15 protein-coding genes and 3 tRNA genes are annotated in these 16757 nt (G+C 41.7%); all 18 read right to left on the bottom strand.

Annotated features, from left to right (window positions below):
• Window positions 1-215: 215 nt before the first annotated feature.
• A complete protein-coding gene (locus ACZ5NG_RS11455; RefSeq protein ID WP_464251908.1) occupies window positions 216-677 on the bottom strand; it encodes a YbaK/EbsC family protein in 462 nt (153 codons plus the stop codon).
• Between the two features lie 75 nt (window positions 678-752).
• Entirely contained in the window at window positions 753-1745 is a 993-nt protein-coding gene (locus ACZ5NG_RS11450) for a diaminopimelate dehydrogenase (RefSeq protein ID WP_464251907.1), read from the bottom strand.
• Between the two features lie 51 nt (window positions 1746-1796).
• On the bottom strand, window positions 1797-2513 hold the full coding sequence (locus ACZ5NG_RS11445) for a sulfite exporter TauE/SafE family protein (RefSeq protein ID WP_464251906.1): 717 nt from the start codon (window positions 2511-2513) through the stop codon (window positions 1797-1799).
• A gap of 576 nt (window positions 2514-3089) precedes the next feature.
• Entirely contained in the window at window positions 3090-3494 is a 405-nt protein-coding gene (locus ACZ5NG_RS11440; protein WP_464251905.1) for a secondary thiamine-phosphate synthase enzyme YjbQ, read from the bottom strand.
• A 33-nt stretch (window positions 3495-3527) separates the two neighbouring features.
• Complete coding sequence (rlmH, locus tag ACZ5NG_RS11435) at window positions 3528-4007, bottom strand: 23S rRNA (pseudouridine(1915)-N(3))-methyltransferase RlmH (protein WP_464251904.1); 480 nt, start codon at window positions 4005-4007, stop codon at window positions 3528-3530.
• A gap of 85 nt (window positions 4008-4092) precedes the next feature.
• Window positions 4093-5355 carry a UDP-N-acetylglucosamine 1-carboxyvinyltransferase gene (locus ACZ5NG_RS11430; RefSeq protein ID WP_464251903.1) on the bottom strand — a complete coding sequence of 421 codons (1263 nt, stop codon included), beginning with the start codon at window positions 5353-5355 and terminating at the stop codon, window positions 4093-4095.
• 115 nt (window positions 5356-5470) lie between these two features.
• Window positions 5471-6364, bottom strand: a complete 894-nt coding sequence (locus ACZ5NG_RS11425; RefSeq protein WP_464251902.1) for a peptidase MA family metallohydrolase — start codon at window positions 6362-6364, stop codon at window positions 5471-5473.
• Window positions 6365-6697: 333 nt separating this feature from the next.
• Window positions 6698-7411, bottom strand: coding sequence for a tetratricopeptide repeat protein (locus tag ACZ5NG_RS11420; RefSeq protein ID WP_464251901.1), 714 nt, complete (start codon window positions 7409-7411; stop codon window positions 6698-6700).
• 121 nt (window positions 7412-7532) lie between these two features.
• Complete coding sequence (locus ACZ5NG_RS11415) at window positions 7533-8897, bottom strand: peptidoglycan DD-metalloendopeptidase family protein (RefSeq protein ID WP_464251900.1); 1365 nt, start codon at window positions 8895-8897, stop codon at window positions 7533-7535.
• Between the two features lie 207 nt (window positions 8898-9104).
• The gene (scfB, locus tag ACZ5NG_RS11410) at window positions 9105-10457 is read right to left on the bottom strand and encodes a thioether cross-link-forming SCIFF peptide maturase (RefSeq protein ID WP_464251899.1); all 1353 of its coding nucleotides are present in this window, start codon (window positions 10455-10457) and stop codon (window positions 9105-9107) included.
• A gap of 60 nt (window positions 10458-10517) precedes the next feature.
• Window positions 10518-10676, bottom strand: coding sequence for a six-cysteine ranthipeptide SCIFF (scfA, locus tag ACZ5NG_RS11405; RefSeq protein ID WP_464253167.1), 159 nt, complete (start codon window positions 10674-10676; stop codon window positions 10518-10520).
• A gap of 169 nt (window positions 10677-10845) precedes the next feature.
• Window positions 10846-11001, bottom strand: a complete 156-nt coding sequence (locus ACZ5NG_RS11400; protein ID WP_464251898.1) for a hypothetical protein — start codon at window positions 10999-11001, stop codon at window positions 10846-10848.
• A 257-nt stretch (window positions 11002-11258) separates the two neighbouring features.
• Window positions 11259-11333: transfer RNA gene (locus ACZ5NG_RS11395), tRNA-Gly, on the bottom strand.
• A 104-nt stretch (window positions 11334-11437) separates the two neighbouring features.
• A tRNA-Glu gene (locus ACZ5NG_RS11390) sits at window positions 11438-11513 on the bottom strand.
• A gap of 4 nt (window positions 11514-11517) precedes the next feature.
• Window positions 11518-11593 (bottom strand) — tRNA-Lys (locus ACZ5NG_RS11385).
• A gap of 150 nt (window positions 11594-11743) precedes the next feature.
• Window positions 11744-13027: an adenylosuccinate synthase gene (locus ACZ5NG_RS11380; RefSeq protein WP_464251897.1), complete on the bottom strand. Its 1284-nt coding sequence runs from the start codon at window positions 13025-13027 to the stop codon at window positions 11744-11746.
• A gap of 220 nt (window positions 13028-13247) precedes the next feature.
• Window positions 13248-14573 carry a replicative DNA helicase gene (dnaB, locus tag ACZ5NG_RS11375; RefSeq protein ID WP_464251896.1) on the bottom strand — a complete coding sequence of 442 codons (1326 nt, stop codon included), beginning with the start codon at window positions 14571-14573 and terminating at the stop codon, window positions 13248-13250.
• A gap of 227 nt (window positions 14574-14800) precedes the next feature.
• A complete protein-coding gene (lonC, locus tag ACZ5NG_RS11370; protein WP_464251895.1) occupies window positions 14801-16729 on the bottom strand; it encodes a Lon family ATP-dependent protease in 1929 nt (642 codons plus the stop codon).
• Between the last annotated feature and the right edge of the window lie 28 nt (window positions 16730-16757).

The following is a 16757-nucleotide window of genomic DNA, read 5'->3' as shown; positions in this document are numbered from 1 at the left end:
TATTTTTATGTGCCGGCGTGTTTACGTAGCGTAAATGCCTTGGCAGCCTCTATCGCAGTTGCAATATACTGCAATGCTTCTTGGCAGGCTAGAACAGGAACTGACCCACACAAAAAGAGGCCGAAGCACTACGAACCTTATAGTTCGTTGTGCAATAGCCTCATTAGTTTTTTGCATTGATAGTGGCTAGGTAATTGCTTTTCCAATCAGGTTAATTACCGGCCTTTTGCTACATCAATCCATTGGCCGGCAGTTATTTCCTGCAGTTCATCCACTTTTAACTCTACTGCCGCATTTATATCCCCCGCGGCGGGAAAGACACGTTGATACGACTGTAAGGAACGGTCTAAATATATCGGTATCGGTTGTTTTAAGCCAAAGGGGCATACCCCGCCTGCGGGGTGCCCGGTCACGGCCATCACTTCATCAGTTGTCGGCATTTTTGCCTTGGCTTTAAAAAAATCTTTAAATTTCCGATTATCTAAACGCTTATCCCCGGCCATCACAATCATTATATACTCGTCTTTAACCTTTAAAAGCAATGACTTGGCAATTTCACCATGAGTTACTCCCAGTGATTCTGCCGCCTTGGCCACGGTACTGGTATCTTCAAAGGTTAATATTTTTACTGGTTTCTTTCGTTGATTAAAAAATTCTTTAACAGCCTGAACCGACATAAATTCCTCCCGGTAAAATATCCCATGATGTTTAGAACGGTTTTTTAGCCAGGTTGCGTAAAATTAAACTTTAATTTACAGCAAACTGCGGCGCAATTCTTCCGCAGACTTGCTTGACAAGTAGCCCAGCGGAATATCAAAAATTGTTTTGGCACCGATGTGCCCCTCACGGTTTAAGCGATATACCGCCCGGGCAAAGGCCACCAATACACTGGCGGTAAACTGCGGGTTGCTGTCCAGTTTGAGTGAAAACTCAATAATTTGGGTGTTTTCTTTGTTTTCACCGGTGCGGCCGCTATGGATGACAAAGCCGCCATGGGGCATTTTTGAATGTTTCTGCTTTAATTCTTCCTCGGTAATAAAGGTAACCCTGGTATCGTAATCGGCAAAATAGTTTGGCATTGATTTAATCGTCTCGGCAATTTGCTTTTGATCTGCCCCCGGTTCAGCCACTACGTAACAATCCCGCAAATGTTTTTCTCTAGTGGTCAAATCCGGTGTTTCCCCTTTTCTGATTCTTTCCAGCGCTTGTTCAATCGGAATAGTGTACTGGATTCCGGCCTTAACCCCCGGTACTCTTCTAATAGCATCAGAGTGGCCTTGGCTGACTCCGGGACCCCAAAAGGTATAGCCTTTTCCTTCCGGCAATATCGCTTCTGCAAGCATCCGGTTCAATGAGAACAACCCCGGATCCCAGCCGATAGAAATAGCCGCTGTTTTTCCAGCGCTTTTTGCCGCTTCGTCTACTGCTTTAAAGTGCTCGGGAATTTTGGCATGGGTATCAAAACTGTCTACAATGTTATACATTTTCGCAAAGTGTGGAGTTTGCTCAGGAAGATCTTTAGCGGAACCACCGCATAAAATCATTACGTCAATTTTGTCAATACATTTTTCGGCCATATCCACATTTAGTACGGCTATATCTTTATCAGTAATGCCCAGAGATGCAGCCGGCCTCCTGCTGAATATTGCCTTTAGTTCCATATCCGGATTTTGTTTAATAGCTGCTTTTACTCCTTTGCCTAAGTTGCCGTAACCGACAATACCAATTCTAATTTTATTTTCCATTACCTAAACCCCTCACTAGATTAGAATTTACTCCCTTGATGTGTAATTTTATCATACTAAGCTTTCGGTTAACAAATATACTCCGATAAACAGCAAAATAAAATATGTAAGTATGCGGAAAAATTTTTGGTTAATGCGGGTAAATAATAGCTGCCCGAAATACAAACCCAATAACACTAAAGGTAAGGCAAAACCGCAGGAAAGCCAAACGGTTTTATTGGTTCCGGCAAAAATCAATTGCATTATTAAACTCATTGAAATGGCAAATAAATTATAAACAAGTGTAGTGCCGCGCAGCTTTTCTTTTAGCGTATCCGTTCCTGAAAAATACAGTAATAGCGGTGGTCCGGGCATGCCCATGCTGCTTGTTAGATAACCGGACAAACCTCCAACCAACAGGTCTCTGCCTTTGGTTTGTTTTATGCGAAAATTGAGCACCAGCATGGCTGTTAACAGTAAAATAATTAAAGCCACTGCCAACTTCAACTTATTTATATCTAAAAACAAAAAAAACATTATGCCAAAGGGTAAGCCAACTGCACTGCCCAATATAAAGCGTTTTAGGATGCAAAAATCTACATCTTTTTTAATTTTGTTTGCAATCGCAATAGAGATGACTAAAGACAAAATCAAATTGATTTGCACAGCTTCTAATGGCTCATAGATTAAAAGAAGAAGCGGAGTGGCTATTATTGCAAAGCCAAAGCCGGTAGCAGTTTGTAAAACAGATGCCAGTAGTATAATTAGGATAAATAAAGGCAAGTCCAACTGTGTGATGTCCTCCTCGTAACAGTGCCGCAGAAAATGCTTATCTGCTAATTTTATAGATGCTGCGATTACAAGCAATGCTAACGGCTGCGATCAGCAACCCAAGAACTGCTCTTAGATATGCGGTTTGGGAAATGAGCATTTACATAAGAGCCAATCTGTGCTCCAATGACTGCCCCCGGCGGATACCGCCGAACCAAAAAAGGAGACAAGTATACTTGTCCCTCCCATGTAGATGGCCAGTTTTTTTCGATCATTTAACCTTTTGCTCTGTAAGGGCAGGGGGCCCTCCCCTGCCCGTTTTCGTAAATGTGACGTTTCTTAAGAGCCGCCAAGGCATCTACCTTCCGCAAACACGCCGGCACATAAAATTGTACGAGCTCCGCCGCCTTTGGATGCCTGCGGAACTCGCTAACGCTCAAACAGTCCCCGGCACTTATCCTCCGGCGGCGTCGCTCTTTGAATGCGCCGGCTAATCGAAAGCATAAGGTCAAATGCCTTGGCGTCCTATAGTCCCGTTCTCGTATACGCAATGTTTCTTAGCGGGGGGCCAGTAGTTTAGTAGTTAGAGGCCTACTACAGCCCCGGTAGCACTTTAACATATAAAGTCCGCTTGCGTGGGCCGTCAAACTCACAAAAATAAATTCCCTGCCACGTGCCTAAAACAAGCTGGCCGTTTTCAACCGGAATGGATTGGGAAGCCCCTACGGTACTTGCCTTTAGATGAGCGGCCGAGTTGCCTTCAGCATGCCGGTATTTTGGATGCCTCCGCGGATAAATCTCATCTAAGCGCATCAACAGGTCACGGGTTACATCAGGATCGGCATTTTCGTTAATGGTAATACCGGCCGTGGTGTGCGGACAATAGACAATCACCGCGCCATCCTTCAGTTTTTCCTCCTGAATTACTTCTGCTACTTTATCTGTAATATCAATAAATTGGTCGCGGTATGCCGTTTGGATGTGTATCTTGTGAAGCATTGACATATCCCTCCCATGTAGGATAGTAAACCCTTACTTATGATAGGGCTCGTCCCGAATGATTTTAAAACAGCGATAAATTTGCTCCAACAAAATTAGGCGCATTAGTTGGTGTGGGAAGGTTTGCTTGGAAAAAGAAAGTATCAGGTCGCTTTTTTTTAGCAGTTCTTTGCTTAAACCCAGTGAACCGCCGATTACCATAGTTATGTTGCTTTTCCCTGTTAGCATGAGGTTATTTAAATAAGAAGCCAACTCTTCTGAGGTAAATTGTTTGCCTTTTGCATCCAGGCAAATTAAAAATGTACCGGGTTTGATGCGTTGATTTATCTTAACGGCTTCTTTTTCTTTGATTTGTTCTGCAGCTTGTGGTGATATACCTTCTGCATGAGGCTCATCGGGAACTTCAATAATTTCCAGCTTGGCATAAGGTTGCAGTCGTTTTAAGTATTCCTGTATTCCGAGTTTTAAATATTTTTCTTTTATTTTTCCTACGGCAATAACGGTAAAATGCAAGGGGTTTCACCTCATAGCTAATTAGGGCGCGAAGTTTACGCGCCCTTAGTTTCCGGTAAATTATTATTTAACTATTTGTAAAATACTATTCCACTTCTATACTCTTGATATCTGCCCCTAATGAACGCAGCTTTTGCTCGATATTTTGGTATCCGCGATAGATATACTCGGGGTTACTGATTTGCGTTTCCCCTTCGGCCATAAGCCCGGCAATTACCAAAGCAGCACCGGCCCTTAAGTCTGTAGCTTTAACATTAGCACCGTGTAGGGATTCCACTCCCTCAATTAAAGCCATCCGGCCTTCTATTTTAATTTTTGCCCCTAAGCGTTTCAGTTCGTCAGCAACTTGAAAGCGGTTTTCAAATATATTTTCAATAACTACACTGTTTCCGGGAACGGTAGATAAGAATGCAATCATTTGCGACTGCATGTCTGTCGGGAAGCCGGGATAGGGCAAAGTTTTAATATCTACCGGGCGAAAACTTTGATTTGCTGTCACCCGAACAGTGTCTTCACCTACCGTCACCTGGACATTGGCTTCGCAAAGTTTAGCGATCAGCGGTTCTAGGTGTTTGGGAATAACGTTTTCAATCAATACATCACCACGGGTAGCGGCAGCGGCCACCATGTATGTACCGGCTTCAATCCGATCGGGAATAATGGTGTAACGTTCACAACCGGAAAGCCGCTTTACACCTTCAATTTTAATTACATCGGTACCGGCGCCGCGTACTTTGGCCCCCATAGCATTTAGAAAGTTTGCCAGATCTACAATTTCAGGTTCTTTAGCTACGTTCTCAATAATTGTTTGTCCTTCGGCCAAACAGGCAGCCATCATAATATTTTCGGTTGCACCCACACTGGGAAAATCCAAGTATATTCTGTTACCGATAAGTTTCCCAGCCTTACCGATAATGGAGCCCCGTTCTAAGGATATATCAGCACCTAAACCTGACAATCCTTTAAAGTGCAGATCCATTGGTCTAACACCGATATTACAGCCACCCGGTAAAGCTACTCTGCTTTCCCCAAACTTGGCCAACAGAGGACCAAGCAGCAAATTTGAGGCCCGCAGCTTTTTTACCTGCTCGTATGGTGCTTCTGTATCTATGCTTTTAGGGGGTTCAACATATAAACAATCTGATGACTGCCAGCTAACTTTTGCACCCATAGTGCCGATTATTTCGCACAAAACCTGAACATCACTGATATTCGGTACGTTTTCTAAAAGCACCGGGTTGTCGGCCATTAGTGATGCACAGATGATGGCCAGGGAAGCATTTTTAGCTCCGCTGATTGTAACCCGGCCCTGCAGTCTTTTCCCCCCATTAATAACTAATTTTTTCAATGGTTTTATGCCCTCCTTGTTATTGCCAAACAATCCATTATTCTCTAATGTTACGCTATATTCCTGCCAATAATACAAAAAACAGACTTGAGTATTAATAATCCAAGTCTGTTTTTTAAGCCAATATCTCCCAGTTGTCATTTAGCCAATTATTTAGTTGATTTTCAAACTTCCGTAGATCTAATCCGCATGCCTTTTGCAGCGCTTGGTCAAAGCTAAGGCCATAGCTTAAGAAAGTCATGATATCTATTATTGATTGTTCGCCGTATTGATCAGCAAGATAATAAACGGCAGCCAGTGATTGTTTATATGCCAATGATTGGTTAGGTAAGTAATCAAATTTTTTTGTCAACTCTTCAATAGAATAGCGTTCTTTATTCAAGTTACCGGCCGGGTCTTTAAATCTAAAACCGGTTAATTCCATTTCCACATACTGAGCTACCCCTTCGGTAAACCAACGGCTGTAGTTTCCTTTGGTTTGATAATCAACTACTAAATGAGCGATCTCATGTGCCATTGGACCGGATTCAAAAAAAATTTTTCTCAGTTCTTGTTGATCATTTGCATCAATCCATTCCCGGGGAGCTAACACGCGAATTGTGCCGGCCCAATATACCCCCATGGCACTTTCATTGGCCGGCCAGCCAAAGTAATCGTTTAATTGCTCTCGATTAGGGTAAACCACAATTAAAGTTTTATCTTTAGGTTTATAGGCCAATTTATCAGCTACAGGTTTAATAAAGTTTTCTGCTGCATCTAATACCAACTGTGCCTGTTCTTGATCACCCGGCTGATATTTCACTATAAAATGCTGCCCTTCTAATTGCGGCTGGTTTGCAGTTTGAATGGAAGTACTTATTTGAGCCAGTTCTCTGCCGATGACGGCAATAAAACGGTGACCATGCCAATACCAAATAAAAAGAGCGGCTATTATAAATATAACTAGCAACACTAAAGCAGTTGGGCTGATAACCGGCGAATATTCGCTGTTTAAGTTGTTTACCGGCACATGATCACCTCCTATTTAACCAATTAAAATTATAACGGTAAGTAAGAAGCAGTGCCAGTGGTAATAAAAGGTGAGGTTGTCTTAGCCGGCGCATTCAAAGAGCGACGCCGCCGGAGGATAAGTGCCGAGGACTGTTTGAGCGTTAGCGAGTTTTGCAGGCACCCGGAGGCGGCGGAGCCCGTTCAATTATATGTGCCGGCATGTTTGTTGAGCGTAAATGCCTTGGCGTTATTCCTATGGTATATACAACCTAAGGCTTAGCCGGTATTAATAAACAAATAAAGGCGTGTCGCAAAACCACTTTTTAGTAGTTAGCAACACGCCCCTGTTAGCTTATTTATCCAATTCTTTTTTCCATTCAGCAATAATTTGTTTGGCCTGTTCGGCAGCCATACCTTGTGAACCGTTTAATTCTAAAAATTTCTCCATCTGCTCAATAGCAGCTTGATAGTCTTTTTTCCCGTTGGCTAAAATATGGGCATAAAGCTGGGTTGCCTGCATGTTTTTCGGGTTTTTAGCCAATACTTTCTTTACATTTTCTTCCGCTTGCCCGTATTCCTCTGCAGCAAAATTAATATAAGCTAAGTTCAACAAAGCAGTTTCATGTTCCGGATGCTTTTCCAACACAATATTTAACTGCTCTACAGCTTTGTCTTTATTTTGGTTCGAGTAGTACAGTGATGCTAAATCAATGCGGGCATTGGTATTATCAGGATCTATTTGCAGTAACTTCTGCATAGTTTCAATTGCTTTATCGAGATCGCCTTTATACATGTACAAGTTAGCTAATTCTGTCATCTTTTCGGTATCTTTCGGGTTAGCTTCAAGCTCTTTTAGCTTTTTATCAATCTCCTCTTGGAAAAGCTTTTCTATTTCCTCTTGGGTCATTTGCGTCTTTTCGGTATCGCTATCCGCGGTATTTACAGTGGGAGCCGGCAAGCCAATCCACGACATTGAGCTAAAAATTAAACCCGCGGATAAAATAAATACTAATACTATAAATATTATTCTGGTATGCTTTTTTAATTTTCGGCGATTTAAAAACAACTAAACCTCCTCCTTTTAGTCGGCTCAAACCTCTATTATTATAACATTTACAACAGGTCTTAGAAAGGCATTTCTATTTAAAATGAAAACCCCCGGTTCTCACCGGGGGTAGAGTATTCAATTACCAATAATTTATCGGGTTTTGTGGTCTGCCGTTAATTAGCACTTCAAAATGCAGGTGTGGGCCTGTAGAGCGACCGGTGTTGCCTATCGCACCAATAATCTGTCCGCGCTGCACCCTTTGACCGGCAGAAACGCTAATTTTAGAAAGGTGGGCATAACGGGTTACCAGCCCGTTGCCATGAGAAACATCTATACATTTACCGTAACCTGAATACCAACCGGCCCGAATAACAGTTCCCGCTTCAGCTGCCACTACCGGGCTGCCATAGGCGGCTACAATATCCACACCTTCGTGCATACGTCCCCAACGGGGGCCAAATGCGGAAGAAATATAACCACCGGCGGGCTTCGCCAAACGACCGCCACCATAGTTACGGGAAGCAACCAGCGTTCTGGTTCCCTTTTCTACTATTTTGGCTACCGCTTCCTTTTTTATTTTCTCTGCTAACACTACTTTTTCAGTTTCAACACCGTTTTTAGCTACTACTTTATACTTTACTTCCTTTAATCCGTCTGCACCTTCTTGAATTACTTTGCTTTTACCTTGCAGCATAGAACTGTTACGCCTTATTTCTACCGGGGCAGCTATTTTTTCTTCTTCTGTCTGTTCAAAAATGCTGACAACGTTGATTAAAGGTTCTTTATCAGTAAGTTTAATTTTTTGACCGATTTGCATTAATTCCGGTTCAAAACCGGGATTATAAGCCAATAACTCTTTTTCAGTCAAATCATTAGCAAGGGCAATATCCCAGATAGTGTCTCCTTCTTTAACTATGTAATAATTATTGGTACCCGATTCTATAACTTTGTCCAGTGCCTTCTTTACCGGTATAATTTCATCGGTACGCACCGGCATTTCTTCTATGCTTACATCTTCTTCAAAGCTTACCTTGGCATTTTCTTTTACTTGATAATGTTTCTTTAATTCATCCAGAAAATCTTGCGCAACTTTTTTGCTTTCAAAGGCAAATAATACTTTGCCGTCTACCTTAACCGCCGCTCCTTGCAACTCATAAGCCAATACATTCTCTAAAATAGCCCGCAGCTCGTCAATACTACTTAGTTTATGTAGCTTGGCCCTTTCTTTGCTGATAACGATATCCTGCATCAGTTCTACCGGTTGTCGGTATTTAGCGGTTTGTTCGTCAATCAGCTGATTAATCAGTTTTTCTGCTTTCCCCTTGCTTTCTACATGTGCTACCACTTTACCGTCAACACTGACGGCATATACAGAGTTACTTGAAACCTTTAACGCGAAAAAAACAGCCATTATCATTACAAACACTATCGTCAGGCGCCATTTCATAGGTAATTGCATTAATGGCTTAAGCTTATTTGCGCCGACTTGTGCCTTGTCTGCCAAAATTACAACCCCTTTCGGTTTTTGCGGTGCCATGTCTAAAATGTAAAAAATAGTCTCTCTTTGTTTATGGTATGCAACAACCAGAGCAGTAATTCTATGGAAAAACAAATTTATTATAACATAAAAAAAACGGCAGGTAAATTGGTTTTATGACAAGCATAGCCGCCAAACGGCGGCTATCGACAAGCTAATATGTTATAAAGTTTTTTATAAATTTAATTCAAGCTTTTTTGCTTGCAGATAAAGAGCACATTCCAATCTAATTTTAGCCAGTTCACACCCCAATCGGTAAGGCTTTAATATGTCATGGTTTGAGAAATAAGCATTAGCATTGCAACCGCCGCTGCAGTAGTATTTTGCCCAACAGTCACTGCAGCCCTGCTTGGTATAAATGTGTGCCTGTCGAAACTGCTCAGTTACCGCTTCATTTAATTCGTCATTAAAAACGTTTCCCACTTTAAACTGCGATATACCGACAAATTGGTGACAGGGGTATAAATCACCGTTTGGTGTCACTGCAAGATATTCATTACCTGCTCCGCAGCCGGTAAGGCGTTTAGGCAAACAAGGGCCACCGTCAAGATCAATATTAAAGTGAAAAAAGTTAACCGGTTTACCTTGTTTGTATAACTGCAAAAACTTGCGGGTTAAAAAGCGGTACTCCTCTTTAATTACCGGCAGGTCTTCAGTTTTTAAAGCATATTCTTCTTTTGGATCTGCCACCACCGGCTCAACGGAAATATCAGTAAAGCCTTTTTCTACCATATGCATGATATCTTTACTAAAATCTAGGTTATGCCTGGTAAAAGTACCCCTTACATAATAACCGGCCGGTGGTTTTTTTTGCACCATACTTTGAATATTTTTGATTACCTGACGGTAAGAGCCGCAGCCGGCCGCATTGGCACGCACTTTGTCATGCACTTCCGGGCGGCCGTCTAAGCTTAAAATTACATTAATGTTGTTATCCAGCAGATATTGCTGTTTTTCTTCATCCAAAAGCACAGCATTGGTGGTAAGAGTAAATTTTATTTCTTTATCGGCCTCAGCTGCTTTTTGCCGTCCGTAATCTACTAGTTTTTGCACGACATTAAAGTTTAAGGTAGGCTCACCGCCAAAAAAGTCTACCTCAATATGACGGCGATTTTCGCTTTTTTTAATCAGAAAATCAATGGCCGCTCTGCCAACTTCTTCACTCATTAAGCTGCGGTCACCGCCAAAAGGACCCTGTCCGGCAAAGCAATATTGGCAGCGCAAGTTACAGTCATGAGCAACATGCAAACAAAGGGCTTTGACAACCCCTTTAGGTTTATCATAAGTACCCTTTAACGGGTCGTCACTAAACAGCAGGCCTTGGGCAATTAGCTGTTTTATTTCGGCAACGGCCTCTTCAATTTCAGTAAGGTCATAGCGAGCTTGGTATTTATTTAGCAGTTCTGAATGAGACAACCGGTTAATGTCATCTAATAGTTCCCACGCCAAGGTATCCACTTGGTGTAATGTCCCGCTGTGGACATCTAATACCAACTTGTCTCCGTCAAATTCAAACTTATGCAGCATAAATAAATCTCCTTTAACAAAATTGAACCCAATCCGTTGATGGATCGGGTTATGTAAAAGTTATTTTGTTTCCTTTGCGCAATTCTGGTTACCTACGGTACAGGATGTTTTACAGGCTGATTGGCAAGATGTTTGACATTCGCCACAACCGCCGGTTTTAACGGTGTTAGCCATTGATTTAGTATTTAAAGTTTTTATGTGTTTTCCCAAGTAACTCATCCCCTTTCCGTAATCCATTATAATGCAACCAAGGAAGTCCATGCAATACATTTAAAAGTCAAATATATGCCAACAAAGGTAAAAAAAATAAAGGCCTTTCCAAGTTTTCAGAAAGGCCTTGTAGTTTATGAACATCACTATATTTTTTCTACGCGCGCTATTTTATCAACTAACTTATAGCTTGTACTGCCGCAATGCGGGCAATGGTAAAACATAAAATCAAAGGGCTTTCTGGATTTACAGTGTTCACAAAAGTGCTCACCGCATTGATGGCACCGGTAAACAGCATTTTCTGATTCTGTACAACTGCACTTGGGACACGCATCGAAACCCTGCATTTTGTCAACCCCCAAATATTATCTAAATATTTTTAATACTTTTTATAAAACCATTTTCTATAATAAATCCAATGTTCCTGCCTAATAAGTTAAATAGGGGGTTGTTAATAAATAGACAGAAAGCAAAATGTTGGCAAAGGAGAAAAACGGGCAGGCATGCTTTCCTGCCTCTACAGCAACTAAAAAAACCGCATCACTACGAACCTTTAGTTCGTGATGATACGGCCCCTTGGTTAAGATTAAATGGAGCGGATGACGGGACTCGAACCCGCAACCCCCAGCTTGGGAAGCTGATGCTCTACCATTGAGCTACATCCGCATTGTCTAATATTTATTATATATATCCAAATTAAAAATGCAAACTATAAATTTGAGAAATTAGTTTAAAAGAAAGAAAAAAAGCGTTTTGCACGCTTTTTTTATTGGTGACCCCTACGGGATTCGAACCCGTGTTACCGCCGTGAAAGGGCGGTGTCTTAGACCACTTGACCAAGGGGCCGATTTGGTGAGCCATGCTGGACTCGAACCAGCGACACCCTGATTAAAAGTCAGGTGCTCTACCAACTGAGCTAATGGCTCAATTCCTTTAGTGTTATTTTATCAACGACAAGTGATATGATAACACAACTAATCATTTAATGCAATAGATTTTATATAATTTTTCTATTGGTTATTTATTGCATATATTTTATTGGCACGCAGTATTAGCACTGCGCGCCATTTTAGCATTTAAAAAATGTCATGGTTAACTATAGTTTGTGAACGTTTCGGCCCTACACTGATTAAAGCAATGGGCACTTTGGTTAATTCAGTAATGCGCTGTATATAATTTTGTGCGTTTTTAGGCAGGTCAGCTACAGTTTTAGCATTACTGATATCTTCCTGCCAGCCGGGAAGGGTTTCATAAATTGGTTCGCATTTTGCCAAAGTTTTTAAAGATGCAGGAAAAGTTTTAATTATCTCACCGTTTAAATTATAGCCGGTACAAATCTTAACTTCCGGCAGTCCGGTCAATACATCGAGCTTGGTAAGGGCAAAATAGTTCAGACCGTTAATTCGGGCAGAATAGCGGGCAATTACGGCATCAAACCAACCACAGCGACGCGGCCGACCGGTTGTTGTTCCAAATTCATGGCCTTGCTTGCGAATTAGTTCTCCCAATTGATCATGCAATTCGGTAGGAAAGGGTCCTTCCCCTACTCTGGTGGTATATGACTTAACCACGCCTATAACTTTATCGATTTTAGTGGGTCCTACACCGGCACCCAGGCAAGCCCCGGCAGCAACCGGATGGGATGATGTTACATAAGGGTATGTACCGAAATCTAAATCTAACAGTGTCCCCTGTGCACCTTCAAATAATATGTTTTGTCCTTGTTCTATAGCATCATTTATAATCTCGTGGCAGTCGGCAGCATAGTCTCTCAGCATCTGCGCATAGTTCGAGTATTCTTGATACATTTCTTGATAATCTAGCGGTGTTTTATGGTAATACTTTTCAAATAACTCGTTTTTATTATGTAGATTATTTTTCAGCTTAACCGGAAAATCTTCTTCATCAATTACATCTATTACGCGCAAGCCAACCCGTGATGATTTATCGGTATAAGCCGGCCCGATACCCCGTTTAGTAGTACCGATTTTGTCTGCCCCTTTGCGCTCTTCCTCCGCTTCATCAAGCAGGCGATGGTAAGGCATAATTACGTGTGCCCGATTATCTATCAATAACTTTGCGGTAGCTACGCCCCGGTCTTTCAGTGACTGCATTTCTTTTGCTAAAACTGCCGGATCTACGACCACACCGTTTCCAATAATGCAAAGTTTATCCGGATAAAGAATTCCCGAGGGAATTAAATGCAGTTTAAATTCTTCATTATCTACAACTACTGTGTGCCCAGCATTATTTCCGCCTTGAAAGCGAACAACAATATCCGCTTTTTTTGCTAAAAAATCGGTTATCTTTCCCTTTCCTTCGTCACCCCACTGGGCACCAATTAAAACTACGGTAGACATTCCCTAACCCCCTGATAAATCAATTTATTTAAATTGTCTATTGTTTGCTCCATTATTCCGGTATTTTACCCAATGACATAAAAATAACTCAAAAGCAAACCATAGAGTTGCTATTTGAGTTAGTAGAAAGCTTAATAAGAACTTGTGCAATAACTGTCATCTAATATGTGATTAATAAAACAAATAAATTATACCAAATATTACGTGTTTAGTAAAGAAATTAATTTGCTTGTCTCTCTAAATTAACAAACTTTGTGTATTCCTTAAAAAATCCAAGTTCTACCGTGCCAACCGGCCCATTACGCTGTTTAGCAATAATAATTTCAGCAATCCCCTTTTTTTCGGAGTCAGGGTTGTAGTATTCGTCACGGTATATAAACATAATCAGGTCAGCATCTTGTTCAATACTACCGCTTTCCCGCAAGTCAGACATGATCGGCTTTTTATCCTGCCTTTGTTCTACCGCCCGGCTTAACTGGGATATGGCAATAACCGGGATATTTAATTCTTTAGCAATACCTTTTAATGCCCTTGATATTTCAGCAATTTCCTGTTGGCGGCTTTCTGTTCGTCTGTTACTCTGCATCAGCTGTAGGTAATCGACAACAATCAAGCCCAGGCCCTTTTCCCCTTGTAAGCGGCGAGCTTTGGCCCGCAGCTCACGGACAGAAATCGACGCGGTATCGTCAATATATATAGGGGCAGCGGAAAGGTGGCCGGCAACTTCAGTTAAACGATTCCAGTCATCTTGCTCAAGCATGCCGGTACGGAGCTTATGCTGGTCTACCATAGCTTCAGCACACAACATGCGCTGCACCAACTGTTCTTTAGACATCTCCAAACTGAAAATAGCCACCGGTACTTTAGACCGCATGCCCACGTTTAAAGCAATCATTAACCCTAATGTAGTTTTTCCCATGCTGGGTCTGGCCGCAAGAATGATCAAGTCACTTTTTTGTAAACCGCAGGTAATTTTGTCTAAGTCTATAAATCCGGTAGATAAACCGGTTAAACTTCCTTTATTTTTTTCCATTTGTTCAATTTGATCAAAGGTGGTCATCAATACTTCGCTAATCGGCGTAAAATCTGATGAATGCCGACGCCGGGACAGCTCGTTTAAAGATTCTTCAACGATGCTCATCATACTTTGCACATCTTCGTTGCCTTGGTACCCCATGGTAGATACCCGGTTAGAAAGCTGGATTAAAGTGCGCAGTAAAGATTTTTCTTCTACAATGCGCGCGTAATATTCTACGTTTGCAGCAGTAGGCACTAATGTTGCCAATGTAGCAATATAAGATACACCGCCAACTTGTTCCAAGGTGCCATTCTGTCTTAGTTGCTCGCATACCGTGATCAAATCCAGCGGAGTATCTTTATCTACCAGTTGTAAAATAGCCTCATAGATTAACTTGTGGCTGTCGCGGTAAAAGTCCTGCGGATTTAAGATTTCCATTACTTTATATACCGCTTCCTTATCGATGAGCATTGCTCCTAATACAGACTGTTCAGCATCAATATTTTGCGGTGGTATCTTATTAATCATTAGTAACTCTCCCTACGAGGTTTGTATATACATAAGCCGGCCACTAAGTATTTGGCTTTTTAAGGATTAAATCCTGCTAAATTACAAACAGTTATCATTTTAGGCGAATGAAAAAGGGCTGTTGCATTTGCAATACTTCAGTCTTTTGGCTTTAAAATACAAACTGCGAGTTTTTAAAAACCCGCAGCTGCGTACCAATAAAAAAATTACCTCAACAACGCCTTTAATTAACTTACCATGCTATTTAAATCTTGTTTGAAGACATATTCCATGATCTCTTCTATTGTTTTGACCGGTGTAACAATTATCCCTTCAAGATCGGTCGGCACGTCTTTTTCGTTTTCTTGCGGAACGTAGATTTTCTTCACCCCGGCTTGACGGGCACCGTAAATTTTCTCCGGTATTCCGCCAACGGCGCGAATTTTCCCTTGAATGGATATTTCACCGGTAACGGCAATGTTTTGGGGTATAGGATAGCCTTTAATGGCACTTAATAAAGCCAAAGTTATGGCAGCACCGGCAGAAGGTCCGTCGATACGCCCGCCGCCGACAACATTGATGTGCAAATCGTAGTTGGCAATATCTTCATCGGTAATTTTTCTAATTACTGATGCGGCATTAAATACGGAATCCTTCGCCATACTGCCGGCAGTTTCATTAAACCTGATACTGCCTTGGCCGGCAATGCGGGCAGGAAAGGCCACGGCTTCGATTTCTATCACCGACCCCAAAAAGCCGGCAACTCCCAAGCCCAGTATTCTGCCCACTTCTGTATGGGCACTGGCTTTTTGTGTTACCGTGGGTATTAACCTGCTGATTTGTACAACTTCATGTACGTCAGTTAACTCAATAGTAATGTTTTCTTCATTGCCCTCCTGTAAATGGCGGTATGCTGCTAAAGCATAAGCATCACAGAGAATGTTTGTTGCTTTTCGACCTTCTATGGTATAGTCACTAATCAACTCCGGTACTTGATCGGCTAACTGCACGTTAAGCTTCTTTGCCGCCTGAATAATTATTTTCTTAATATCCTTTGGTGTTAACGGCTCAAAATATATTTCTGCACAGCGGGAACGCAGTGCAGGATTAATGTATTCCGGCTCCCTGGTGGTAGCGGCAATTAACACAAAGTCAGCCGGAGCACCCTCTTCAAATAATTTTTTAATGTATTTCGGTATATTCGGATCAAGGGGATCATAGTATGATGATTCGAAAAATACCCTTTTATCTTCCAGTACTTTTAACAATTTGTTTTGCAGCAAAGGGTCCAGTTCCCCGATTTCATCAATAAAAAGAACCCCACCATGGGCTTCACTCACCAAGCCTAACTTTGGCTCAGGCACACCGCCTTCAGCTAAGTCGCGTCGGGCACCTTGGTAAATCGGATCATGAACTGACCCTAACAGCGGATTAGTAATTTCCCGCGGATCCCAACGCAGGGTTGTCCCGTCTACTTCTACAAACTTTGCGTCTTTACTGAAGGTACTGCATTTTATTTTTTTGGCTACTTCCAAGGCTAAACGGGCAGCGGATGTTTTGCCTACACCGGGAGGCCCGTAAATAATTATATGCTGGGGTAATGATGAGGCTAATTTTGAAATCAATGACTTAATCGGCCGTTCTTGACCGATGATTTCATTTAAGTTCGTTGGCTGCAACACTTTCATTGCCGAGGCAGCCAGTTTTTGCTGATCCATTTTTTCTAACAAGGCCAGTTTTTTTAAGGTTTGAGCGTTTTCCGGCCCGGTATTGTCTTTAATTACTTGCATTTTAATTTCGCGCAGGTATTCTTCATGACGCTCTTGCAGTTTATCGCTGATCTTTTTTTCCAGATCTTCTTCTACTGTGCGACGGGCAATTATATCTGCAATATTATCTTTGATCTGATCCAGTATTTCCGGAATTTGCTCTCTTTCAGGCATTACATCAATGGTGGGATCTTCAAAAACCAGTCTTTGTAAAGCCAAAACTCTATCCTCCAACTTGTCTGAACGCATTAGTTGGAGGGCATCTAGTTTTCCGGCTCTTAAAATCAATTTATCTGCACCATATAGATTAGAAATTAACTCATAAAGGATATCAGTCTGTCTGGCTAATTGGTCATCGTTTTGTTCTATATCAGTTTTTACAAATCTTTTTAAAATTGTATTTTTCACCGGTTTTACTCCTTTCACAACCGACAAT

The organism is Desulfovectis peckii (assembly GCF_055391705.1).
Note: the sequence above shows the minus strand (reverse complement) of the source record. Positions and strands in the feature narration are given on the sequence as shown.